General features: G+C 71.6%; 22 protein-coding genes and 2 pseudogenes. 10 read left to right on the top strand and 14 right to left on the bottom strand.

Annotation, left to right across the window (positions count from 1 at the left end):
- Window positions 1-3 precede the first annotated feature (3 nt).
- A complete protein-coding gene (locus FVS66_RS13960; protein ID WP_149181512.1) occupies window positions 4-630 on the bottom strand; it encodes a YigZ family protein in 627 nt (208 codons plus the stop codon).
- A gap of 9 nt (window positions 631-639) precedes the next feature.
- On the bottom strand, window positions 640-1077 hold the full coding sequence (locus tag FVS66_RS13955) for a DUF3291 domain-containing protein (RefSeq protein ID WP_149181540.1): 438 nt from the start codon (window positions 1075-1077) through the stop codon (window positions 640-642).
- Window positions 1078-1241: 164 nt separating this feature from the next.
- Between FVS66_RS13955 and FVS66_RS13950 the strand changes: the two genes are divergently transcribed.
- Window positions 1242-1670, top strand: coding sequence for a CoA-binding protein (locus tag FVS66_RS13950; protein WP_149181511.1), 429 nt, complete (start codon window positions 1242-1244; stop codon window positions 1668-1670).
- Between the two features lie 10 nt (window positions 1671-1680).
- Here the strand turns inward: FVS66_RS13950 and FVS66_RS13945 are convergent, their stop codons facing one another.
- From FVS66_RS13945 to FVS66_RS13925, 5 genes are all read right to left on the bottom strand, one after another.
- Window positions 1681-2880 (bottom strand): ABC transporter permease subunit, encoded by a 1200-nt coding sequence (locus FVS66_RS13945; protein ID WP_149181510.1) that lies wholly within the window; start codon window positions 2878-2880, stop codon window positions 1681-1683.
- A complete protein-coding gene (locus tag FVS66_RS13940; RefSeq protein ID WP_149181509.1) occupies window positions 2877-3662 on the bottom strand; it encodes an ATP-binding cassette domain-containing protein in 786 nt (261 codons plus the stop codon). The genes FVS66_RS13945 and FVS66_RS13940 overlap by 4 nt, the downstream gene beginning before the upstream one ends.
- Window positions 3663-3687: 25 nt before the next feature.
- Window positions 3688-4818, bottom strand: a complete 1131-nt coding sequence (locus FVS66_RS13935; protein ID WP_149181508.1) for a sugar ABC transporter substrate-binding protein — start codon at window positions 4816-4818, stop codon at window positions 3688-3690.
- Window positions 4819-4831: 13 nt separating this feature from the next.
- Window positions 4832-7612, bottom strand: a complete 2781-nt coding sequence (locus FVS66_RS13930) for a SpoIIE family protein phosphatase (protein ID WP_149181507.1) — start codon at window positions 7610-7612, stop codon at window positions 4832-4834.
- A 113-nt stretch (window positions 7613-7725) separates the two neighbouring features.
- Entirely contained in the window at window positions 7726-8298 is a 573-nt protein-coding gene (locus FVS66_RS13925; RefSeq protein WP_149181539.1) for an XRE family transcriptional regulator, read from the bottom strand.
- A gap of 92 nt (window positions 8299-8390) precedes the next feature.
- On the opposite strand from FVS66_RS13925, the gene FVS66_RS13920 reads away from it, so the two are divergent.
- Complete coding sequence (locus FVS66_RS13920) at window positions 8391-9257, top strand: EamA family transporter (RefSeq protein ID WP_149181538.1); 867 nt, start codon at window positions 8391-8393, stop codon at window positions 9255-9257.
- A 6-nt stretch (window positions 9258-9263) separates the two neighbouring features.
- Here FVS66_RS13920 and FVS66_RS13915 read toward each other — a convergent pair whose 3' ends face one another.
- Entirely contained in the window at window positions 9264-10007 is a 744-nt protein-coding gene (locus FVS66_RS13915) for an acyltransferase (RefSeq protein ID WP_149181506.1), read from the bottom strand.
- Between the two features lie 139 nt (window positions 10008-10146).
- On the opposite strand from FVS66_RS13915, the gene FVS66_RS13910 reads away from it, so the two are divergent.
- A complete protein-coding gene (locus FVS66_RS13910; protein ID WP_149181505.1) occupies window positions 10147-10683 on the top strand; it encodes a gamma carbonic anhydrase family protein in 537 nt (178 codons plus the stop codon).
- Window positions 10684-10719: 36 nt separating this feature from the next.
- On the opposite strand, the gene FVS66_RS13905 is transcribed toward FVS66_RS13910, so the two are convergent.
- Complete coding sequence (locus FVS66_RS13905) at window positions 10720-11418, bottom strand: DedA family protein (protein ID WP_149181504.1); 699 nt, start codon at window positions 11416-11418, stop codon at window positions 10720-10722.
- Window positions 11419-11657: 239 nt separating this feature from the next.
- Window positions 11658-12110, bottom strand: coding sequence for a DUF4442 domain-containing protein (locus FVS66_RS13900; protein ID WP_149181503.1), 453 nt, complete (start codon window positions 12108-12110; stop codon window positions 11658-11660).
- 95 nt (window positions 12111-12205) lie between these two features.
- Here FVS66_RS13900 and FVS66_RS13895 point away from each other — a divergent pair, with 95 nt between their 5' ends.
- Both FVS66_RS13895 and FVS66_RS13890 read left to right on the top strand, forming a co-directional pair.
- Complete coding sequence (locus tag FVS66_RS13895; RefSeq protein ID WP_149181502.1) at window positions 12206-13324, top strand: hypothetical protein; 1119 nt, start codon at window positions 12206-12208, stop codon at window positions 13322-13324.
- 114 nt (window positions 13325-13438) lie between these two features.
- On the top strand, window positions 13439-14761 hold the full coding sequence (locus tag FVS66_RS13890) for an MFS transporter (protein ID WP_149181501.1): 1323 nt from the start codon (window positions 13439-13441) through the stop codon (window positions 14759-14761).
- A 122-nt stretch (window positions 14762-14883) separates the two neighbouring features.
- On the opposite strand, the gene FVS66_RS13885 is transcribed toward FVS66_RS13890, so the two are convergent.
- Window positions 14884-15675: a fused MFS/spermidine synthase gene (locus tag FVS66_RS13885; protein ID WP_149181537.1), complete on the bottom strand. Its 792-nt coding sequence runs from the start codon at window positions 15673-15675 to the stop codon at window positions 14884-14886.
- A gap of 100 nt (window positions 15676-15775) precedes the next feature.
- Window positions 15776-16945 (bottom strand): elongation factor Tu, encoded by a 1170-nt coding sequence (gene tuf / locus FVS66_RS13880; RefSeq protein WP_149181500.1) that lies wholly within the window; start codon window positions 16943-16945, stop codon window positions 15776-15778.
- A gap of 342 nt (window positions 16946-17287) precedes the next feature.
- Here tuf and FVS66_RS13875 point away from each other — a divergent pair, with 342 nt between their 5' ends.
- A complete protein-coding gene (locus tag FVS66_RS13875) occupies window positions 17288-18010 on the top strand; it encodes a TVP38/TMEM64 family protein (RefSeq protein ID WP_149181499.1) in 723 nt (240 codons plus the stop codon).
- A 127-nt stretch (window positions 18011-18137) separates the two neighbouring features.
- A complete protein-coding gene (locus FVS66_RS13870) occupies window positions 18138-19013 on the top strand; it encodes an undecaprenyl-diphosphate phosphatase (protein ID WP_149181498.1) in 876 nt (291 codons plus the stop codon).
- 310 nt (window positions 19014-19323) lie between these two features.
- Here FVS66_RS13870 and FVS66_RS13865 read toward each other — a convergent pair whose 3' ends face one another.
- Window positions 19324-19893 (bottom strand): carbamoyltransferase N-terminal domain-containing protein, encoded by a 570-nt coding sequence (locus FVS66_RS13865; RefSeq protein WP_149181497.1) that lies wholly within the window; start codon window positions 19891-19893, stop codon window positions 19324-19326.
- 708 nt (window positions 19894-20601) lie between these two features.
- Here FVS66_RS13865 and FVS66_RS13860 point away from each other — a divergent pair.
- Entirely contained in the window at window positions 20602-20994 is a 393-nt protein-coding gene (locus tag FVS66_RS13860; protein WP_149181496.1) for a hypothetical protein, read from the top strand.
- 5 nt (window positions 20995-20999) lie between these two features.
- Window positions 21000-21667 (top strand): annotated as a pseudogene (locus FVS66_RS13855) (nucleotidyl transferase AbiEii/AbiGii toxin family protein).
- A gap of 989 nt (window positions 21668-22656) precedes the next feature.
- On the opposite strand, the pseudogene FVS66_RS13850 reads toward FVS66_RS13855, so the two are convergent.
- Window positions 22657-22836, bottom strand: a pseudogene (locus FVS66_RS13850) (transposase); the annotation flags it as partial.
- A gap of 270 nt (window positions 22837-23106) precedes the next feature.
- Between FVS66_RS13850 and FVS66_RS13845 the strand changes: the two are divergent.
- A partial coding sequence (locus FVS66_RS13845; protein ID WP_149181495.1) for an IS5 family transposase occupies window positions 23107-23917 on the top strand: 811 nt, incomplete at its 3' end.

The raw sequence follows: 23917 nt of genomic DNA, 5'->3' as shown, positions 1-23917 counted from the left end.
CGGTCAGCCGTCCCCGTACGCCTCGCCGCCGAGTTCCAGGCCGGCCGTTCCGGCCGTCGCGTCGGCGAGCCAGCCGCGGAAGGCGTCGACGTCGGCGTCCGGGAGGCCGATCTCGATCCGGACGGCGTCGGCGTACCGTACGTCGCGGACGGTCCTGCCGGTGGCGCGCAGGTCGTTCTGGAGCTTGCCGGCCCGCTGGTGGTCGACGGTGACGGTGGCGAGGCGGTAGCGCCGGCGGGTGATGGTGCCGAGGGCGTCGAGAGCCTCGCCGACGGCGCCGCCGTACGCCCTGATCAGCCCGCCGGCGCCGAGCTTGACGCCGCCGTAGTAGCGGGTGACGACGGCGACGACGTAGCGCGTCTCGCGCCGCAGGAGCATCTGGAGCATGGGCACGCCCGCGGTGCCGCCGGGTTCGCCGTCGTCGCCGGCCTTCTGGACGGAGGCGTCGGCGCCGATGACGTACGCGAAGCAGTTGTGCGTGGCGGTGGGGTGCTCCTTGCGGATACGGGCGATGAAGTCCTGGGCCTCCTGCTCGGTCGCCGCGGGGGCGAGCGCGCAGAGGAAGCGCGACCGGTTGATCTCGGTCTCGTGCACGCCCTCGCGGGCCACCGTCAGGTACTGCTCCTGCATCCCGCCACCCTAGTCGCCGGCCGTCGCGCCCCGGGCACCGCCGCCGTCGCCGTCCCGCGCGGCCTGCTCGGCGAGCCGCCGCCGGGCGTCGTCCCAGGCGAGCGGCAGGTCCTCGGCGGTGGCCTCCCAGAAGGTGAAGGTGGAGCCCCGCATGGTCGCCCGGAGGTCTTTCATGATCCCGCGGTGCGGTTCGGTCCGGGCGTAGGTGTAGAGGGCCTCGCGGTCCTGCCACGCCGAGAGCGTGTAGAAGGTCCGCTTGAGCGGCTGCGCGACGAGGGACGCCCCGTAGGCGCCGGGCGCGGAGGTGACCTGCCGCCAGGCGGCGAGGGACTTGACGAAGAACCGGGGCACGTCCTTGAGGGACCGCACTTCGAAGCGCGAGGCCATGACGTAGGCGGGGGCGTGCGGCGGTGCGGGATTGGGCGTGGTCCAGGGAAGGGTGGGCATGACGGTCCTCTCGACGAGCCACGACACGATCGGATAGTGGCACTACCCATAACTGGATAGTGCCACTATCTATCATGCGGGTAAACCCCGCCCGAAGGGGAATGCCCGGGCGCACGCGGTGGTTTCCCGGTCTGAAGCGACCCCCGCCCGGCAGGAGTGCCCACGTGTACGGCGACACCGAGACCATCCGCAGGATCCTCACCGAGTCCGGCGACACCTGGGCCGTGGTCGGCCTGTCCACGAACCGGACGCGGGCGGCGTACGGCGTGGCCGCGGTGCTGCGGCGGTTCGGGAAGCGGGTCGTGCCCGTACACCCGAAGGCGGAGACCGTGCACGGGGAGCAGGGGTACACCACGCTCGCCGACATCCCCTTCCCGGTGGACGTCGTGGATGTCTTCGTCCACAGCGAGCTGGCCGGGGACATCGCGGACCAGGCCGTGGCGAAGGGCGCCAAGGCGGTCTGGTTCCAGCTCGGGGTCGTGGACGAGGACGCGTACGAGCGGACGCGGGCGGCCGGTCTCGACATGGTCATGAATGTGTGCCCGGCCATCGAGATCCCCGCGCTGGGGCTGTCGCCTCGCCACGGGCGCTGAGGGGGTCGTTTCACGCCCGGCCGTGTTCCTTCTGCGAGCGTCTCGCCAGGGTGTCGACCACCACGGCCGCGAGCAGCACCCCGCCGGTGATCATGAACTGGACGGCGGCCTGGATGCCCAGCAGGGCCATGCCCGAGGCGATCGACTGGATGACGAGCATGCCCAGCAGGGCCGACCACGTCGTGCCGCGGCCGCCGAAGAGGCTGGTGCCGCCGATGACGGCCGCGGCGATGGCGTTCATCAGCAGCAGGCCCGTGCCGGAGGTCTGGCTCACCGAGGTGATCCGTGAGGCCAGGAACAGGCCGCCGATCGCGGCCATCGTGCCGGACACCATGAACACGGAGACACGCACCCACACCACGTCGATGCCGGCGCGGCGGGCCGCCTCCGTGCCACCGCCGAGCGCGTAGACGCTCCGCCCGTACCGGGTGCGGCGCAGGATCAGGTCCAGGCCCGCCACGACGGTGAGGAAGGCGAGCAGGGCGAGGGGCAGTCCCTGGAACTGGTTGAGCACATACGCGGCGGCGAACGCCATCAGCGCGACCACACCCGCGCGTAGCACGATCTCCCCGAGCGGCCGGTACGGCATGCCGGTGGCCTGACGGCGTCGCCGGCCCTGGTAGTAGACGAGGAAGTACAGGACCGACCCGAAGGCGGCCAGGCCGTAGGCGGCGGCGACGTCGTGGAAGTAGAAACTGGTCAGCTTGGCGACGAGCCCCTGGTCCTCGAGGTTGATGGTGCCGCTGGTGCCCAGGACGTACAGCATCAGGCCGTTCCAGCCGAGCAGCCCCGCGAGGGTGACGACGAAGGAGGGTGTGCCGAGCCGGGCGACGAAGAAGCCGTGCACGGAGCCGATCGCGGCGCCGCACAGCACCGCGATGACGACGGCGAGCCACTCCGCCATACCCTGCTGCACGTTGAGCACGGCGAACAGCGCCGCCGCGAGGCCGCTGACGGAGCCCACCGACAGGTCGATCTCGCCGATCAGCAGGACGAAGACGATACCGACGGCGATCATGCCCGCCCCGACGATGTCCACGCTGAGGTTGGACAGGTTGCGCGGCGAGAGGAAGTTGCTGTTGAGGATCTGGAAGACCGTCCAGATCACCAAGACCCCGACGACGACCGGGACCGCGCCGAGCTCACCGCCGCTCACCCGCTGTCTGAGCACGCCGGTCCAGCTCCCGAGAGTCCGCCGGAGGCCGTTCACCGCTCCGCCTGCCCCGGAGGGGAGGTGCGGCGGGCCGAGCTGTGGTGGTGGCTGGTGACGCCGGTGATGGAGGAGATGATCTGTTCCTGGGAGGTGGTGCCCACATCGAAGACGCCGTTGTTGCGGCCGAGGTGCAGCACGGCCACGCGGTCCGCGACCGCCTTGATGTCGCCCATGTTGTGGCTGATGAGGAGGACCCCGAGGCCACGGTCGCGGAGCATCTCGACGAGGTCGAGGAAGCGGCTGGTCTGCTGGATGCCGAGGGCCGCCGTCGGTTCGTCGAGGAGGAGCAGCCGCGGCTCGCCCAGCAGGGAGCGGGAGATCGCGACGGTCTGCCGCTGTCCGCCGGACAGACTGGCCACCTTGGCGCGCAGATTGGGGACGTGGATCGCCAGCGAACTCAGCAGGTCGCGGGTCTGACGCTCCATCTCGGCCTCGTCGAGGAGACCGACCCTGCGGAGTTCCCGGCCCAGGAAGAGATTGCCGACGACATCGAGGTTGTCGCAGAGCGCGAGGTCCTGGAACACGGTCGCGATCCCCAGGGCATGGGCGTCCTGTGGGTTTCTCACTCTGACGGGCCGACCCGCCCACTCGATGACACCTTCGTCCGCGGGGCCGACCCCCGCGATCACCTTGACGAGGGTGGACTTCCCCGCACCGTTGTCGCCCATCAGAGCGACGACCTCACCGGCCCGGACGTCCAGCTCCACGTCGGCGAGCGCCTCGACGGCGCCGAAGCGCTTGCGGACGCCGCGCAGTGCCAGCAGGGGTGGGACCGGCACGGAAAACCACCTCCTCTCCGCCCGATTACACGGTGAGTCCTGCCTTCGCGCACGCCGACGCGTACTTCGGAGTACAGATCTGGTCAATCGTGTACATGCCGTCCTTGACGACGGTGTCGCGGACCGTGCCCGCGGTGACGGAGATCGGGGTGAGCAGGACGGCCGGTACGCCCTGGACCGTCCCGCTGCTCGCCTCGTGCGAGGCGATGGTGTCGAGCGGGTCGCCGCGGCCGAGGGCGACGGCCATCTCGGCGGCCGCGGCGGCCTGCGGTTTGAACGGCTTGTACACCGTCATGTACTGGTCGCCGCTGATGATGCGCTGGATGGCGCCGAGGTCGGCGTCCTGCCCGGTGACCGGGGGCAACGGCTCGACGAAGTTGGCCTTGAGGGAGGAGATGACGCCCGCCGCGAGCCCGTCGTTCGCCGCGTACACGCCGTCGATGTTCTCGGCCCCCAGGGCGGCGATGGCGCCGGACATGTTGACGTTGGCGATCTCCGGCCGCCAACCGGTGGTGTCGAACGCCTTGCCGATCTTGACACGGCCCTTGAGTACGGAGAGCGCGCCCTTCTCGAACGAGCCCGAGTTCGGGTCGGCGGGGTCGCCGTTCATCATGACGATCTGGCCGCCGTCCGCCTTGTCACCCATCGCGGTGAGCAGCCCCTCTGCCTGAAGCCTGCCGACGTCCTCCCCGTCGAAGGAGACATAGCCGGAGATCGGGCCCTCGGCGAGACGGTCGTAGGAGACGACGGGGATGCCCGCGTCGTCGGCTCTTCTGATCGAGGAACTGAGGGCCAGCGAGTCGACCGGGTCGAGGATCAGCACATCGACCCCTTTGGTGATCATGGATTCGATCTGCCGCTTCTGCTGGGCCACGCCGCCGTGGGCATTGGCGTACTCGACCCCGCACCCCGGGCAGATCTCGGCGATCCGCTTCTCGATCAGGGGTCGGTCGAAGGTCTCCCAGCGGGGGGTATGGGTATCGGGGAGCAGCACACCGATCGTCGGGGTGGGGTCCGTGCGGTCCGAGCGCCCGGGGCTCGGACCGCCGTTCTCGTGCGCCATGTCGGCCGTGCCGCAGGCGGCGAGAGCGACGGTGAGAGACACGGCCGCCGCGCCGAGGGCGGTACGGCCACGGCCGTGCCTGCGGGGCTTCATGGGGAACACCTCCTCACCGGCCCACCGGCCGGGGCTGTGGCTGTGGCTGTGGCTGCCCTACGGGTCCGGGGGCGCCGCGCGGGACGACGAACTCGCTCCACACCTGTTTTCCGCCGCTCACCGGCACCGAGCCCCAGGACGTCGACAGGGCCTCCACCAGGAACAGGCCGCGGCCTCCCGTCGATTCCCAGTCGGCCATCACGGGCTTGGCGGGGGCCCGCGGCGACACGTCGCTGACGGCGATCCGCAGACGGTCGCCGGCCAGGGTGAGGTCGAGACGTACGGGGCCCTGTGTGTGGACGAGGGCGTTGGTGACCAGCTCGGACACGACCAGCAGAGCGGTGTCCGCCTCCTCCGCCACGTTCCACTTGCGGAGGGTGCGGGCGGTGAAGCGGCGGGCGTGCATCACGGCGTCGGGAAGCCGCCAGACCGCCCAGCCCGCCCGGATCGGCCGGACCTTCATGCCGTCATAGCGCATGACCAGCAGCGCCACGTCGTCGGCGCGGCGGGTCCCGTCGCCCAGGAGCTCGTCGGCCAGGCGTCCGGCGTCGGTCGGGTCGGCGGCGGACAGCAGCGCGCGCATCCTGCGCATGCCCTCCTCCAGGTGGAGGCTCGCCGACTCGACGAGGCCGTCCGTGAGCAGCGCGAGGACCGTGCCGGGGGTGAGGCCGACGGCGGTCATGGGAAAGTCCGCGTCCGCGAAGACCCCGAGTGGCAGGCCGCCTTCGGCGGCGACCTCCTCCGTACCGCCGTCCGGGTGGCGCAGCAGCGGGGAGAGGTGCCCCGCGCGGACGATCCAGGCGTCGCCCTCCTCCATGTCGAGTTCGACGTAGCAGCAGGTGGCGAAGAGATCGGTCTCCATGCCCACCAGGAGCCGGTTGGCGTGCGAGACGACGACGTCGGGCGGATGGCCCTCCACCGCGTAGGCCCTGATCGCCGTCCGGATCTGGCCCATGATCGTGGCGGCTCCGGCGCTGTGGCCCTGTACGTCCCCGATGACCAGGGCGACGCGGCTATCCGAGAGCGGGATGACGTCGTACCAGTCGCCGCCCACCTCCAGCCGGGCCATGGCGGGCAGATAGCGGGCGACGGCCACTCCGCCGGCGAGGTCGGGCAGCCTGCGGGGCAACAGGCTGCGCTGGAGGGTGGTGGCGAGCTCGTGCTGGGCGTCGAAGGCCTGGGCGCGCCGGAACGCCTGCCCCACCAGGCCGGCGGTGGCCGTCAGCAGGGAGCGTTCCTCGGCGCCGAACTCGTGCGGCTCGTCCCAGCCGACCAGGCACGCGCCGATGACCCGGCCCTCGGCGGGCAGCGGCAGGACGGCGAGCCCGCCGGGGCCGACGCCCGCGAGCCCGGGTTCGAGTTCGGCGCCGGCCGGGCACAGGCCCACGCGGACGTCGCGGAGCGCGGCCGCGAGGGTGGGCAGGGCGCGGATCGGTGTGTCGGGCCATTCGGAGCGCCATTCCGAGCGCCAGATCTCCGGCCAGGCGGCGGGTTCCGGCGGGTCCAGGACGGTGACGACCAGCCGGTCGGCCTCCAGTCCCGCGACCGCCACCCGGTCGGCGCCCAGCAGAGGGTCGCGCAGGGCGTCGACGACGACCCGGCCGACGTCGCGGGCGGTCATCGAGGCCGCCAGCGAGGCCGCGAGCCGCTGCACCATGGAGACCTCGTCGGCACCGGGCCGCAGCGAGGACGCGTCGACGACGATGCCAAGGACGCGTTCGGCGCGCCCGGCGGAGTCGGTGAGGACCCGGGAGCGCAGCCGGAGCCAGCGCAGTTCGCCGTTGGGGCGGCGGATGCGGAAGTCCAGCTCGCGGCTGGCGGCGGCGGTCTGGGCCGGCTCGACCAGGGACATGAAGGCGGGCAGGTCGTCCGGGACGGTGTGGGCGAGGAGGGTCTCCACGCGGCCGTCGAAGTCGTCCGGGTCGATGTCGACCAGTTCGAGGACCCGCTCGTCGGCGGTGATCCGGCCGGTGTGCAGGACGAGGGTGAACGAACCGACCCGGTCGGGCTCCAGTACGTCACCGGGCATGCGTCGGGGCCGGGCGGGGCCGGCCGAAGCGGCCGTCGCGGAGGCACCGCCGGGGGTGGGCGCATGCGTGGCCGATGCGCCCGTGGCCGGTTCGGCCGACCCCGGTGCGGTCGTCGCTGGTGCGGTCGTCCTCGATGCGGTCGTCCTCGATGCGGTCGTCCCCGATGCGGTCGTCCCCGATGCGGTCGTCCCCGGTGCGGTCGGCCGTACGCCGCCGTGTTCGGCGCCCGCTCCCACGCCTGCTTCGGCCGCCGCCTCGGCGGCGGCTTCAAGCCGCGTGGCGACCTGGTCGGCGTACAGCTCCAGGAAGCCGCGCCGGTCGGGGTCGAAGCCCTTCCCGGTGGTGTCCACGACGACGAGGCAGCCGAGCCCCCGGCCCTCGGCGCCGATCGGCAGCACGCCCAGCGCGACGTCCGGCGCGAGGTTCTCGGGTGCGGCCTCCCCGCGGGCGCCCAGCTCTCCGGAGGTCAGCCACAGCGGCCGGCCGCCGCGGAAGGCGTCGGCGACCGCGGACCGTCCGGACACGGCATAGCCGGTGGGCCAGCCGGGCGGCGCGTCGGTCTCCCCCGCCGGTCCGGCGAGTCTCAGCTCCCGGCCGCCGTCGCTCGGCACGTAGACGGCCACCAGGGCGGCCCCGGCGAACACCAGAGCATGCTCAGCCCCCAGCTGGTCGGCAGCGGAGGGCCGCAGGGCACCGGGGGCTCCGCCTGCGAGGTCCGCCCGCAGTCCCGGAGCTCCAGCCGCGGCGCCACCTTCGCTGGACACTTCGCCATCACACCTCACCCTCCATACTGGGCGTCCCTGGCGGAAAGCGGCCAGTCCAGGGCGTTCTCCGGGGGTGGCGGGGCGGCGGGGCGGCCGGCGCGCGGGCCGGACGGTCAGCGCACGGGCGGGACGGAGACCGCCAGGGTCATCTCGACCGGTACGTCGCCGTCGTTGCGGTAGGCGTGCGGGACGTTGGACTCGAAGACGGCGGACATGCCGGCGGCCACCGGGTGGGCCGTGCCGTCGACGACGAGGGTGAGTTCCCCGGCTGTCACATGCAGCAACTCGGTCGTGCCGTCGGGGTGCGGATCGGACGTGGAGGCGTCGCCGGGCATGAGCGTCCAGGTCCACAGCTCCAGCGGGCCGCGCGCCTCGGTGCCGACCAGCAGGGTGCTGTGACTGCCCGCCGCGGTCGACCACATGCGTACCGCCTGCTCGGCCTGGACCACCCGGACGTGGGGGCCCTGCTCGTGGTCCAGCAGGGTCGTGATGGAGACGCCCAGCGCGTCGGCGAGCTTCACCGTGGTGCCCACACTCGGGTTCGTCCTGGCCTGCTCGATCTGGATGATCATGCCGCGGCTGACGCCGGAGCGGGCGGCGAGTGCGTCCAGCGTGAGGCCCCGCTCCTTCCGCCAGCGCTTGAGGTTGCGGGCGAGGGACTGCGTGAGCTGATCGAGGTCCGACACATTCCGTCCAATATTCTGGATGACAGAGTTCAATGGACTGCACTACGGTGTGGTGCACCCCCGTGTTCAACGCACTGTACTGCGAGGTCGTCATGACAGCCCTGTTCGCCCTGGCCACCAGCCTGCTCTGGGGGCTGGCCGACTTCGGAGGAGGGCTCCTGACCCGGCGCACGCCCGCGCTCACCGTCGTCGTGGTCTCGCAGACCATCGCCGTCGTCGTACTCGGCGCGGTCGTGGTGGCGACGGGCGGCTGGAGCGAGGCGGGGCCACTGCTGTGGTTCGCGGTCGCGGCGGGCGTGGTCGGCCCGGTGGCGATGCTGGCCTTCTACAAGGCCCTGGCCCTCGGCCCGATGGGGGTGGTCTCGCCGCTCGGCTCGATCGGCGTCGTCGTTCCCGTGTCGGTCGGCCTGATACTCGGCGACCGGCCGGGGCTGCTGCAGTTCGCCGGGATCGGCGTGGCCGTCGTCGGCGTGGTCCTGGCGGGCGGGCCCGAGCTGCGCGGGGCGCCCGTGCAGCGCCAGACCGTGCTGCTCACGCTGGTCGCGGCGTTCGGGTTCGGCGGCGTGATGGTGCTGATCGCCGAGGCGTCGACGACTGTGACGGGCCTGTTTCTGGCACTGTTCGTGCAGCGGGTCACCAATGTGGCGGTCGGCGGGGCGGCGCTGTTCGTGTCCGTGCGGCGCGGCGGGCGCGCACTCCCCGAAGAGGGCGGGATGCGGGTGGTGTGGGCCGCCCTGCCCGCCCTTGGGTTCGTCGGCCTGGCGGACGTGGCCGCGAACGGCACGTACGCGATCGCCGCGCAGCACGGGCCGGTGGCCATGGCCGCGGTCCTGGCCAGCCTGTACCCGGTGGTGACGGCACTCGCCGCGCGGGGGGTGCTCAAGGAACGGCTGCGGGCGGTACAGGCCGCCGGTGCGGGGCTCGCCCTGGCGGGTTCGGTGCTGCTGGCGGCCGGCTGACCGGGGTCAGCGGCTCTCCCAGTGCGCCAGCGCGGCCAGCTGCGCGGCGGTGACGTCGTCGGGTATCGGTACGGGCGCGGGCGTACGCAGCGGCGGCTGCCAGCCGTTGTCGGCGTCCCAGCGGCGTACGACGCGGGCCGGGGCCCCGGCGACGACTGCGTGGTCGGGCACTTCGCCGCGTACGACGGCCCCGGCGGCGACCACGACGTTGCGGCCCAGGCGGGCGCCCGGGAGGACCACCGCGCCGGTGCCGATCCAGCAGCCCTGGCCGATCTCCACCGGGGCGGAGCGCGGCCACTGGCGGCCGACCGGCTCGTGCGGGTCGTCGTAGCTGTGGTTGGTCGAGGTGATGTAGACGTACGGCCCGCAGAAGGTGTCCGGGCCGATCGTCACCGGCGCGTCCGCCACGACGTGGCTGCCGCGGCCGAGGACGACGCCGTTGCCGAGGATGACGACCGGGTCGGGGCCCAGATCGAGACCGGGCAGCATGCCGGCGCTGAGCGTGACCTGCTCGCCGATGATGCAGCACTCGCCGAGCTCGATCCACTCCTCGCCGAAGACCGCGCCCTGCGGGAAGGCCAGCCGGGTGCCCGCGCCGATCCGGCGGAACCGCAGCGGCCCGGGGCGCTCGGCGGTGACGGAACCGGTCTCCTGTATCCAGCGCCAGCCGCGGTGCACGGCGCGGGACAGTATGCGGCGGCGCCACGCGGAAAGCGACGAGAATGAGAACGTGTTTCTGTCCCTGGGCACCCGGACACGGTAGTGGCCCGGATCATCGCCGGTCAGGGCGCGAAGCTGTGATGTTCGCCCCACCGTGGGGGCGGCGCGGGGTGTCGCTTACGGTTCCCCTGGCGCGACGGCGAACCATCGGGCGCGGGAGGAGCAGAGGATGACGGAACGGCCATTGATCACGGCGGTGGGCGGCAAGGAGCCGGAGGTGGCCGGCAGCGCCTTCGCCGCGCCGACGTCCGTCGTGGTCGGCGAGGTGACGATGGGGCCGGGGTCCAGCGTCTGGTACCACGCCGTGCTGCGCGCGGACTGCGGGCGGATCGTCCTCGGCGCGGACAGCAACATCCAGGACAACTGCACGGTGCACGTCGACCCGGGCTTCCCCGTGACGGTCGGCGAGCGCGTGTCCGTCGGCCACAACGCCGTGCTGCACGGCTGCACCGTGGAGGACGACGTGCTGATCGGCATGGGCGCGACGGTGCTCAACGGTGCTCACATCGGCGAGGGGTCGCTGATCGCCGCCCAGGCGCTCGTCCCGCAGGGCATGCGCGTCCCGCCCGGCTCCCTGGTCGCGGGCGTGCCCGCGAAGGTCCGACGTGAGCTGACGGACGAGGAGCGCGAGGGCATCAGGCTGAACGCGGCGATGTACCTGGAGCTGGCCCGCGCGCACCGCGAGGCGCACGCCGCGGAGGCCTGACCGGTACCCCCGCGGCGGCGCCGGGCGCCGTCCCCGTCAGTCGGCCGAGGCCGTGGCGGGGACGGGGTCCTTGTGCGGCTCCGCGGCGGGCGTGGCGGCCGCAGCGGCGGCGCGTTCCGCCTCGGACCTGGCCGCCGCCTTCTTGGCGCGGTGCTTCAGGATCAGCATCGACGAGATACCCACGGCCACCGCGAGGACGAGGCCCAGCCACGAGAAGCGCTTCAGCCACTGTTCGGCGACGATACCCACCGAGTAGACGACTGCCGTGGTGCCGCCCGCCCACAGGATGCCGCCGAAGACGTTGGCGATGAGGAACTTCCAGTACGGCATGCGCAGGACACCGGCCAGCGGTCCGGCGAAGATCCGCAGCAGGGCCACGAACCGGCCGAAGAAGACGGCCCACATGCCCCACTTCTCGAAGGACCGCTCCGCCATGGCGATGTTGGCTTCGCTGAAGTGCTTGGGGAACTTTCCGCCCAGCCAGGCCAGCAGCGGCCGGCCGCCCTTGCGGCCGATGGCGTAGCCGATCGAGTCTCCGATGATCGCGCCCGCCGTGGCGCACGCGCCCAGGATGTACGGGTCGATCTCCCCGTGCTGGGACGCGAGGAGCGCGGAGCTGACGAGGACGATCTCGCCCGGCAGCGGGATACCGAGGCTTTCGAGCCCGATCACCACACCCACCAGGATGTAGATGCTGACCGCGGGAACGGTCTCGAGCCACTCCTGGACGTGCAACGCCGGTTCCTCCGATTCGACGAGTGACCTCTGGGGGCAGGCAGCCTACCTGGTCACATGGGGAGCACCTCGACTCGTGGTGCGAGGGGCAGATCATCGGAGGAGACGCCGGCACGTACGGTCCGGTTGCCCGCGCCGGGAACCGGCGCAGTCTCCGGACGCGGCGGACGCGGCGCCGGACGCGCCCGCCCCCGCACCCGGAGTGGGTGCGGGGGCGGGGGCCCGGCGGGCCGGTGTGGTCAGGAGTTGGGGCGCAGGGTCCAGGTGATGGTCATCTCGCCGGTGACGGCGCCGTCCTCGCGGGTGATCGCGATGTGGACGGGGAACTCGGGGCGCTGCCCGGCGTCGAGTTCGGCGAGGACCTCGTCCCGGGTGCGGCCGAGGGTGGCGGTGGCGGTGACGACGCCCATGGCGAGCTTCTTGTAGCCGATCTCGGCGTTGACCGCGAGCGGCACGGCGCGGCCCATCTGGTCGCCGAAGGCGCCGAGGACGATGGCGCCGCTGGCGGACTCGCCGAGCGTGAACATCGCGCCCGCGTGCGGCCCGCCGACGTGGTTGTGGAAGTCCCGCTGGTCGGGCAGGCGCAGTACGGCGCGGTCGGCGGTCGCCTCGACGACCTCGAGGTTCAGGGTCTTGGCCATGGGAACGGTGGCCAGCAGCATCTCGCCGATATTCGGCAGCGTCTCGGACATACCCTGAAGTTACCAGGCGGTAGCTTGGGCGGGAAGCCTCCACGTCAGGGGCCGGGCGTAGCAGCCGTCACCCCTCCCCTCTATCGTTACGGCCCATGTGGCCAGGACAGCAGCCGCCCGGGGGCGAGCAGAACCCGCAGGACCAGAACGCGCCGAATCCCTATCAGCAGCCGGGGTATCAGCAGCCGAATCCCTATCAGCAGCCGGGTTATCCGCAGCCGCCGGGGCAGCCGCCGCAGCCGGGCGGGCAGCCCGGTGCGCAGGAGCAGCCCGGCTACCCGCAGCCGGCATACCCCCAGCACAACCCGTACCAGCAGCCGACGGTGCCGCAGTACGCCGTGCCCGGACAGCCTCCCGGCCCGCCGGTGCCGTCGAACGAGGACAAGAAGAAGACGACGATCGTCGCGATCGCCGCGGCCCTCGTCGTCCTGGCCGCCGCCGGTGTGACCGGCTATCTGGTCCTCGGCGACGACAAGAAGGAGCCGTCCGCCAACGGCGGTTCGACGCCCTCGCAGAGCGCCTCCGCGTCCCCGTCCGACTCCGACTCCGGCTCCGAGTCCGCCGATCCGGCGCAGCCGCCGGCCGAGAATCCACGCGACGGCTCGTCGGCGCCCAAGCCGACCATCCCCGGCTGGAAGGTCGTCCACAACCCCAAGCGCGGCACCCTGTTCGACATCCCGCCGGACTGGGAGGCCCTGGGCTCGGGCATGTCCACCGGCTTCGAGGACGAGAAGGCGGGCGACGGTTCCCCGGTCGTCACCATGTCGGCACCGGGCCGCTACAAGAGCGAGTGGTGCACGTTCGACGACGACAAGGACGGCACGCCCGCCAAGTGGAGCCTCGCGACGGCCGGTACGAAGGGCGGCCAGGGCGCGAAGGACACCGCCGAGGCGGCGTACAACGAGGCCGGCAGCTGGGTATGGGCGGGCTACGCGCAGACCGAGCCGAAGGGCACCGTCAAGATCACCAAGGCGGTCCCGTTCACCACGAAGTCCGGGCTCAGCGGCCATATCGCCACCGCGACCGCGCTGAACACCAAGCACGAGAACAAGTGCGACACGGACGGCAAGTCCATCGCGTTCTCCTTCAAGAACGCCAAGGGCGACTTCGTCACCTGGGTGCTCTACGCCAACACGGGCATCAAGGACGAGGTGCCGAACGAGAAGATCCAGCAGATCCTGAGCACCGTACGGCTGGCCGAGGGCACATCCTGAGCGGCGCCCGGGACAAAGCAGGTAACGGTCGTGACCGGCCCTCTATATGACGGGCCGTCGGCAGACGGATAAACCGTTTGGCGGCGGGGGCCCCCTCCGGCGATAGTCCGGGATGTGAGAACCCCCGCCGCCCTCCGCCCCGGGCCCGGCCGCCGCCGCCCCGAGTGGGCGGGACGCAACTACGTCCTGCTGACCGCCGCCGCGGTGGTCACCAACCTGGGCACCCACGGCGCCCTCATCGCGGCGGCCTTCGCGGTGCTGGAGTCCGGCGGCGACGGCGGGGACGTCGGCCTGGTCGCGGCGGCCCGTACGCTGCCGCTCGTCCTCTTCCTTCTCGTCGGCGGAGCGATCGCCGACCGGCTGCCCCGGCACCGGGTCATGGTCGCCGCCAACGCCCTCAACTGCGCCTCGCAGGCGGTGTTCGCCGCCCTCGTGCTGACCGGCAACGCACAGCTGTGGCAGATGATGCTGCTGACCGCGCTGTGCGGCACGGGACAGGCGTTCTTCAGCCCCGCCGCCGAGGGCATGCTGATGGCCGGCGTCAGCGGGGAGCAGGCGAACCGGGCCTTCGCGCTCTTCCGGATGGCCGTGAACGGCGCCGCCATCGGCGGCGCGGCACTCGGCGGCGCCATGATCGCCGCGCTCGGCCCCGGCTGGGTCCTCGCCATCGACGCGGCGGCGTTCGCCGCGGCGGGCGCGCTCCGCGCGTTCCTCGACGTCGGCCACATCGCGGAGCGGGCGCCGGGCGGGGGGCTGCTGTCCGATCTGCGCGAGGGGTGGAAGGAGTTCGTCAGCCGCCCCTGGCTGTGGTCCATCGTCGCCCAGTTCTCCGTCGTCGTCGCCGTCATCGGCGCCGCCGAGTCCGTGTACGGACCGCTGGTCGCCCAGGACTCGCTGGGCGGCGCGCGCCCGTGGGGACTGGCGCTGGCGGCGTTCGGCGCGGGCACGCTGGGCGGCGCCCTGCTGATGATGCGGTGGAAGCCGCGCCGGATGCTGCTGGTGGGCACCCTCTGTGTGTTCCCGCTCGCCCTGCCGTCGGCGGCGCTGGCCGTGCCGCTCCCGGTGGGCGGCCTGGCGGTGGCGATGTTCGTGTCCGGGGTGACCATCGAGGTGTTCGGCGTGGCCTGGATGACCGCGCTGCACCAGGAGATCCCGGAGGACAAGCTGTCGCGGGTCGCCGCGTACGACTGGTTCGGCTCGACCGCGATGCTGCCGCTGTCCACCGCCCTCGCGGGCCCGGCGGCGGACCTGTTCGGGCGGTCGGAGGCGCTGTGGGGGTCCGCGGCGCTGATCGTGCTGGTGACGGCGCTGGTGCTGCTCGTACCCGACGTACGGAACCTGACACGGAGTACGAAGGAGGTCTCGTCCGGCGCGGTGCCGACGACGGGGTCGGGGCCGTCGGCGGACGCCGAGGGCCCCGCCGAGCGGCTCGGCTGACCGCCACGGCGGTTCGCAGCGTCCCGTCGCGCGGACCGGCGACGCACCGGCTCCGCGCGCGGGGGCGGGCATGCGTCGGCCCCCGCCGCTCCCCCGTCCCCGTACGGCCGACCGGGCAGCCGTCACCCGATGCCGAACGCGCCCCCGGGCGGCTCGGGCGAGGCGACGGCGTCCGCGTCCCGCACCAGGGTCGCGTCGCCGGTGAGCCGCGCCAGCGACGCACCGTGCTCCACGCGTGCCGGGAACGCGTCGGCGGCCGCGCGGCGCGCCAGCCGGGCGGTGTCGACCGGGGCGTGCGAGGCGATCAGGACCACGTTGCCGAAGCGGCGGCCGCGCAGCACCGCGGGTTCGGCGATCAACGCCACCTCCTCGAACACGGCGGCGAGCGTGGCCAGTTGGGGCCGCAGGAACGCGAAGGGCGCGCCGTCCGCGAGGTTGGCGACGTAGCAGCCGTCCGGGCGCAGAACGCGCTCCACCTCGCGCGCGTACTCCACGGACGTCAGGTGCGCGGGCACCCGGGAGCCGCCGAACACGTCCCCGACGACCAGGTCCGCCGACCGCGCGGGCGCCGCTTCGAGCCAGGCCCTCGCGTCCGCCCCGTGCACGGCGATCCCGGACCCGTCCGGTACCGGCAGGTGCTCGGCGACCAGCGCCAGCAGCCCCAGGTCCGCCTCCACCACGTCCTGCCGGGAGCCGGGCCGGGTCGCCACCACGTACCGGGGCAGCGTGAGGGCGCCGCCGCCGAGGTGGACGACGTCGAACGGAGCGCCCTCGTCGGCGGCGGCGTCCACGACATGGGCCAGCCGCCGGGCGTACTCGAACTCCAGGTGCGTCGGCTCGTCGAGGTCGACGTACGACTGGGGCGCGCCGTCGACGGTGAGCAGCCAGGCCCGCTCCCGGTCGATGTCCGGCATGAGCTTGGCAGCGCCACCGTCGACGGCGCGGAGTACGGGGACGGGTTCGGGTTCGGGTACGGGCTCGGTCACCGCCCCATTGTCCCAGCGGCGCGGCCCGCTAGAGCAGCTCGGTCACGGTGCCCGCTCCGACCGTGCGGCCGCCCTCGCGGATCGCGAATCCGAGGCCCGGCTCCAGCGGTACGTCGCGGCCGAGCCCGACGGTCAGGGTGACCGTGTCGCCGGGCCTGGCGACCGCCGTGTCACCCAGGTCGATGTCGCCGACCACGTCCGCGGTGCGGATGTAGAACTGCGGGCGGTAGCCGGTCGACACGGGCGTGGTGCGCCCGCCCTCGCGGGCCGACAGGACGTACACCTGCGCGGTGAAGCGCCGGCTCGGTACGACGCTGCCGGGCTCGGCCACCACATGGCCGCGGCGGACCGCGTCACGCGGCACGCCCCGCAGGAGCAGCGCCACGTTGTCGCCGGCCTGCGCGGAGTCCATCGGCCTGCCGAAGGTCTCCAGGCCGGTGACGACGGTCTCCGTGTCGGCGCCGAGCACCTGCACCCGGTCGCCGACGCGTACGGTGCCGCGCTCGACGGCCCCGGTGACGACGGTGCCCCGGCCGGTGATCGTGAGGACGTTCTCGACGGGCATGAGGAACGGCGCGTCCACATACCGCACAGGCATCGGCACATAGGTGTCGACCGCGTCGAGCAGCGCCTCGATCGCACCGGTCCAGCGCGGGTCGCCCTCCAGGGCCTTCAGTCCGGAGACCCGTACGACCGGGACGGAGTCGCCACCGTAGCCGTTGGCGGTGAGCAGCTCGCGCACCTCGAGCTCGACCAGATCGGTCAGCTCCTCGTCGCCCGCGTCCGCCTTGTTGAGGGCGACGACTATGTGGTCGACGCCGACCTGGCGGGCGAGCAGGACGTGCTCGGCGGTCTGCGGCATGATCCCGTCGAGCGCGGAGACGACGAGGATCGCCCCGTCGAGCTGCGCGGCCCCGGTCACCATGTTCTTGACGTAGTCGGCGTGGCCGGGCATGTCGACGTGCGCGTAGTGCCGGGTCTCGGTCTCGTACTCGACGTGCGCGATGTTGATGGTGATGCCCCGGCGCGCCTCCTCGGGCGCCCGGTCGATCCGGTCGAACGGGACGAAGGCGCCGGTCCCGCGCTCGCTGAGGACCTTGGTGATGGCGGCGGTGAGAGTGGTCTTGCCGTGGTCGACGTGGCCCATGGTGCCGATGTTGAGGTGCGGCTTGGTGCGCACGTATGCCGTCTTGGACATGACGGGGTGGTTCCTCTCCGGAACTCGAAGCGTGATGCCGGACCCCTCGGCCTTGCCGACCCTCCCCCTGCGGGGTCCGCCGGACGATCCGGGGAGGGTCAGCTTCGGGCGCCGTCCAGGACGATGGCGGCAGCCTTCGGCGCGTCCGCGACCGCGGACGACGCTGCGAGGAAGGCGTACCGGAACATGCGGTCGATCCTGCCGGGCCGGCGGTCGCACGTCGACCGGTTTTCCGGTGGCCGACCGCGAGCCCGTCCTGGGGCGGGTGCCCGACCGCCCGGCCGGTCCGGTGTGCGGCTTCGGTCACGGCGATCACTCCCGCGTGTCGGTTACGCTCCCCGGATGCTCGACACCGTCGTTCCTCCGTCGGCCCCGGACGGTTTCGCCCTGCGCTGTTCCCGGGCGCTGTTGTCGCCCTGGGCGCGGCTGTCGTTGCTCGCCGTCCTGCTCGCGAGCGGCGTGGCGGCGGTGCTGGCGTACGAACCGCAGAGACTGCTGGCCGGCGGGGCCTGGCCGCCCCAGGTCGGCGGGGCCGGAGCCGCCGTGTTGTTCGGCGTGGCGTACGGGCTGTGCACTGCCGCCTTCGTGCCGCGGCCGGTACTGAACCTGGCGGCGGGGGCCCTGTTCGGTACGCAGGCCGGGCTGGCGGCGGCGGTCGGCGGGACCGTGCTCGGGGCGGGCATCGCGTTCGCGCTCGGCCGGGGGCTGGGTCAGGACGCCCTGCGGCCGCTGATGCGCGGGCGGTGGCTCTCCGCGGCGGACGGGCAGCTCAGCAGGCACGGGTTCCGTTCGACCCTGGCGATCCGGTTGTTCCCCGGGGTGCCGTTCGCCGCGGCCAACTACTGCGCCGCGATCTCCCGTATGGGCTACACGCCGTTCCTCGTCGGCACCGGTATCGGCTGCGTGCCTAACACGGCGGCCTATGTGATCGCCGGCAGCCAGGCGGCCTCGCCGACCTCTCCGGCCTTCCTCATCTCGGCCGGATTCATCGTCGCCAGCGCGCTGGCCGCCGCCGTGGTCGCATGGCGGAAGCGACACCGGCTGCGCTCGGCGACAGCGTCCTGACGCCTCCGGCAACGCAGGCCGGCCACCGCTCCAAGACACCGGATGATCACCGTCCGTTCACCGTGAGGCGGTACGCTGCACCGACTTCAACGACCGCACACGTACATTTCGGGACGGCCCTGGCCCCATGAATTGGTTCGAATCGCTCATCCTCGGACTCGTCCAGGGGCTTACGGAGTTCCTCCCGATCTCCTCCAGCGCCCATCTGCGTCTCACCGCCGCCTTCGCGGGCTGGCACGACCCGGGCGCAGCATTCACGGCGATCACGCAGATCGGCACGGAGACCGCGGTCCTGATCTACTTCCGCAAGGACATCTCGCGGATCCTCTCGGCCTGGTTCCGGTCCCTGACGGACAAGGCGATGCGCTCCGACCAGGACGCCCGCATGGGCTGGCTGGTGATCGTCGGGTCGATCCCGATCGGCGTGCTCGGTGTGACGTTCAAGGACCAGATCGAGGGCCCGTTCCGCGATCTGCGGCTGATCGCGACCACGCTCATCGTGCTGGGCATCGTGCTGGGTGTGGCCGACTGGCTTGCGTCGCGCCAGCAGGCGAGCGGCCGGCACCGGGCGGCGCAGGAGCGCAAGACGCTCCAGGACCTCGGCATCAAGGACGGTCTGATCTTCGGCATCTGCCAGGCGATGGCCCTGATCCCGGGTGTCTCCCGGTCCGGCGCGACCATCAGCGGCGGTCTGCTGATGAACTACTCGCGGGAGGCCGCCGCCCGCTACTCGTTCCTCCTCGCGATTCCCGCCGTCCTGGCGTCGGGCGTCTTCGAGCTGAAGGAGGTCAGCGAGGCCGCGCATGTGGCGTGGGGGCCGACCGTCTTCGCGACGGTCATCGCGTTCGGCGTGGGCTACGCGGTCATCGCATGGTTCATGAAGTTCATCACGACGAAGAGCTTCATGCCGTTCGTGGTCTACCGGATAGCGCTGGGCATCCTGCTGTTCGTCCTGGTCAGCATGGGTGTGTTGAGCCCGGACGCCGGCGAGTCGGGCGACTGACGCAGTGCACACATGTAGCGCCATCTAGCATTTCCGAGCGCCTGACTGCAGCACCACGCCATGATCATCTCCCACTCGTCTCCCACCCAGGAGAGCGGGAGACGATCAGCCAGAAGTGCGCACCTGCAAAGGCGGGAGCAGAAAGGAGGGCCCGCACAGCAGCAGCTGTGCGGGCCCTCCTGCGTGGCGGCCGGCCCGGGTCAGTCGAGGCTGAGGCGCGCCAGCAGGCCCTGGACACGGCCGGCGAGCGCCTTCTCCGGGTCCGGGCTGATGGTGGCAAGTGCCACTGCGGCCGTCACGATGACGTCGCTCAGCTCCTTCTCGACGAGCCGCCAGCGCGGGCGGTGAGGAAGTCGAGGGTGTATCGGTCGGGGTTGCCGTAGCCGGCCAGGCCCATGAGCTTGCCGGAGCTCGTCCAGTCACCGAGGCCGAGGTGTTCGGCGACGGTCTCGTAGAACCAGCCCAGCGACTGGCTGAACGGGAACTGGCGCAGGACCTTCAGTCCGTCGGCGGTTCCGTGGGCGAGGGTGGCGGAGACGCCGTCGCCGGAGCCGTCGACCACCAGGACGGCGGCCTCATCGAAGCCGCTGGGGTGGAAGGCGGAGGCGGCGTGCGCGAGGTGGTGCTCGACCACGGTGACCTGCCGGGGCCGGTGGTGGCCGAACAGGGCGGGGTCGAGGAGTTCGGCGATCAGCTCGGCGTCCGTGCAGATCTCGCTCGGGGTTGGCCAGGCCGGGTTGAAGGCGATGGCGATCTCGTCAACGTCGGCCAGGGTGATGCCGGCCTCGGACAGGCAGTAGGCCGCGGCCACCGCGCAGCAGCGGGAGTCCTTGTGGTGCTTGCGGCGGGAGAAGCGCTCCTCCTCGGCGAAGGCGACCACCTTTCCCGTCGATGACCAGGCAGGCGGAGGGGTGGAAGCAAAGAGGGAGGAGGGGGCGGCGGTACGGGCCGATTCGGCTGGTGCCCGTCGTCCTCGATCGGCGACCGGTGATTCCCCTCCACGATCCTTGCCACAGCAGCCTCCTCAAGGCCTGGGTTCTCCACTGCAGAAGCGGAGGCCCGCGATGCACGAGGGCGCACATGCGCCTGTACGGCTGCTGCATACAACCCAGCGACTGGGTCGCTCGTCAGCCTTCGAGCGGGCGGCCCTGTGCTGCCCGCAGGCGGGCCAGAGCGGAGATCCGCGTGCGAGCAAGTGGCAGTTCGTCTTCGGGGGTCGGGAGCGTGACGGGCATGGACCACACACCGCTGTCTGGGAGGCGATGCCGAGCGCGACCATCACCTCGGCGAGTCCCATGCCGTGGCCGGGACAGGGAGCCCGGCCACGGTGAGTACGTCGGTGCAGCCGGCCTCCTTCCCGGCAGCCAAGGCGCGGAGCTGGGCCTTGGTTGCCGTCCCGCGCAGCGGTAATCGCGGAGCCAACTCAGCCCTCTACCGCATTGCCCTCGTCCGCATGTCCAGAGACGCCCGCGCCAACGAGTTTGCCGCGGCGGCGGACCGTTCCGACTTTCCTGCCGGTGGATGTCGGCCGGTGATCGGTCGCGTCCAGCTGCCCGGCGAGCGGGAAGCTGCCGCCATAATGGGAGGCATGCCCTCCAGCCCGCACCACCCCGCACCCGCGTCGAAGAACCTCTCGGGCGCGGACGCCGAGGACCTCGCGTTGTACCGGGAGAAGTTCCGGTGCCGTCTGCCGGAGTCGCTGGACGAGTTGCACGGCCCGACCCAGGGGGTCGTCGAGCTGCCGCTGCACATGGCCTGGTCCGGGATGACCTCGTACGACCTGGGCAAGCCGCGCCAGCGCATGGGCCTGTACCGCACTGTCCTGCATGAGGGCCTGCACGAGGACCTGCCCCGCTACCTCAACCAGGACCTGCTCCTCCAGCTGTGGCCGGTGCTGCGCACTCTCGTCGGCCGCACCGTGCGCACCGTGTGGGAGGACGCCTTCGCTCAGCTCGCCTCCCGCACCCAGGCAGCCGCGTGACGGACATGCCGGAGCTGCACACACGGCTCCTGGCGGATGTGATCGCCCTCGGCTCCCCCTACCCCCTGGTCCTCACCGGCGCTATGCCGTCCGGGCGCACCACCTCGTGAACCGCCCCAGCCAGGACCTCGATGTCGCCACCGAGAACCCTGCGCCCATGGCCGACATCGCGGCCACGCTCCGCGCCGGCCTGGAAGCCCGCGGCTGGAAGGTGCACGCGCTGGAGACCGCCCCGCTGTCCGCCCGCTTCACCGTGACCGACCCAGCCAACGGGCAGGACTGCGAGGTCGACATCCTCAAGGAGAACTTCTGGCGGCCGGTCACCCAGAGCCCGTACGGGCCCGTCCTCGCGGAGGAGGACGTGATCGGGACCAAGGTCCGCGCCCTCGCCGACCGCGGAGCGCCCCGTGACCTGATCGACGTGTTCGCAGCCTCCCGCCGCTGGAACACCGCCGATCTCGAGGAATTCGGCCGTCGCCACGCCCGCGGCCGCTTCGAGCGCGAAGACCTGCAGGCAAACCTCGCCGGATCCGAGTGGACCGACGACGAAGCCTTCGCCGCCTACGGCCTGGACCAGGCCACCATCATCGCTCTTCGTGCCTGGGCCGTGGAGTGGGCCGACGACCTCGCGGCCCGACTCCTCGAAGAGTCGGATGATCCGGACATCGACTGATCACATCTGGCCGACCACCGGAAACGGGAGCCCGGGGAAGCTCCAGGATCGCCACCACTCCACGTGATGGGTCATCGGAAACATGTCACGATGTGCCGACACGGGAGAACGTGCAGGTCAGGCCGGGTTATTCGGCTTTGCCAGCGGCCCGTCGGGGGACCGGAGCGTCAAATGAGCGTCACAGCCGCTGAGCGGTGGAGGCGGCACCGCGGGCTGCTCGGAGGCAGCGAACCAGCTGCTGCACCCGGCCGGGGCCCAAGGCCAGCCTGCGGCTCCAAACGTGGGATGGGCGCAAGGCGAGAGGGAACTATGCCCGCCATATCTTGGCCGTCCTCCGCGTATCCCGTCCAGTGGGACGGGAGCCGTGAAGTATGCGTTGACGGGGGTACAGGCCGTCTTGCGTGGACGAGCCGAACCGACCGGGCACCCGCGCACCACACAACTTCACCCTGTTCGTGACGGTTCCCTGCGGAGTCTGAGTGTGTCGCGGTGCCGCTCCCCCTACTTCCGCCGGCATCGACACCGGCTGGTGTCGTTCCTCGATGCGGCGCTGGTCTCTGAAGGTGAGTCCACCCTGGCTCAGGCCGTTGCGGGCTTGCGCTTCCACGGGTGGTGCGGATGCAGCCAAATCTGCACTTACCTTCGAACGGCTCCAGTTGACTGTGCCGACAGTGCCTGGACGACGAGGAGCCTCGTGTGGCTTCAATTGGACCGGGGTCATGCCGCGTTCGCCGGGATGGAGATCTGCGAGTTCGACCTGGGGCCAGCCTCGGGTGCTCGACCTTGACCGGCCTTCAGAGATGGGCTGATTCTTGCGGTCGTGCCGTCCCGACCATGCGATCGTTGGTCCGGTCGTGCCGTTGACTGACGCGCAGTGGTGCACCTGACCCCGAATACGGCTCACGAGTCATGGCGAGCAGGCCGAGGACGACGAAGAGGGGCTTGTCGGTGGGCACCGCTACTATCCGGGATGCCTCACGGGACGACGATGGCAACTGACGCCACGTGCACCTCGACGTCGCCACGAAGATGATCGCAGCCAGAGCCTCACGGTCACCCGCCCGACGCCGGCCACCGCCCTGCGGACGTATCACCACCTCCGGCGGCACCACCCGCCGGAACAACACCCACAACTCATCCGGCACCAACCGCTCAACCAGATCCGTCATGCACGGCTCAACGAACGATCATGCCATGAGAAACGACGTCTTAGAGGTCGTTTTCATCTTCAATGCGCCGTTATCCCCGGTTTTCTGCGACGCACTGGTGTGATGTTGATGAGGCTATCGATGCGAGTGGGCCTTAAACGCTGGGTGGGGTGACAGCTGAGGCGGAATGCGGCTTGCGCCTGTCTCATCCCAAGACGCCGGCAGAGTGTGCTCCTGCCGGTCGCACTGCACGCCTGGGCGCACGCCCCCGAGCGGCGGTATGCCCGAGTCATGGCCGAACGTCGTGCGTATCCGAGTGATCTGTCCGATGCCCGCTGGGAACTGGTCGAGCCGGTGCTGAGCGCCTGGCGGACCGAGCGGCGCCGACGTGCGCTGAACATCGGGCGCCCGCCCGAGCACGAGCTGCGCGAGATCATGAACGCGATCCTGTACGTGGACCGCACCGGAGTGCAGTGGCGCTACCTGCCGCACGACTTCCCGCCCTGGGAAACCGTCTACGGCTACTTCGCCAAGTGGCAGAAGGACGGTGTGTTCGTCCAGCTCAACGGATTGCTGCGGGAGTTGGTGCGCCAAAAGGAGGGCCTCAACGCCCAGCCCTCGGCGTGTGTCATCGACGCGCAGAGCGTGAAGACCTCCGCCAGCGTGCCGGCCGCCGGACAGGGCACGGACGCGGCGAAGAAGATCGTGGGACGCAAGCGGAGCATCGTCACCGACACCCTCGGGCTGCTGCTGGCGGTGCTGGTCACCGCGGCGAGCGTGCAGGACTCCGACGCCGGCCGGATCCTCATCGAACAAGTCGCCGCAGAGCATCCCGCCGTCCGCAAGACCTGGGTCGACGGCGGCTACCGCCGACACCTCGTCGAGCACGCGGCCGCCCTCGGTATCGACATGGAAATCGTCCAACGCAACCCCAGGACCAGGGGTTTCACCCCGCTGCCAAAGCGCTGGACGGTGGAGCGGACCTACGGGTGGCTGATGCTCCACCGCCGCTTGGCCCGCGACTACGAAACCCTGCCCGCCCGCTCCGAAGCCATGATCCACCTCGCCATGACCGACCTGATGGCCCGCCGCCTCACCGGCG

This window comes from Streptomyces sp. TRM49041, from assembly GCF_008271805.1.
Lineage (GTDB): Bacteria > Actinomycetota > Actinomycetes > Streptomycetales > Streptomycetaceae > Streptomyces.
This window is presented reverse-complemented; position numbering and strand designations above follow the sequence as displayed.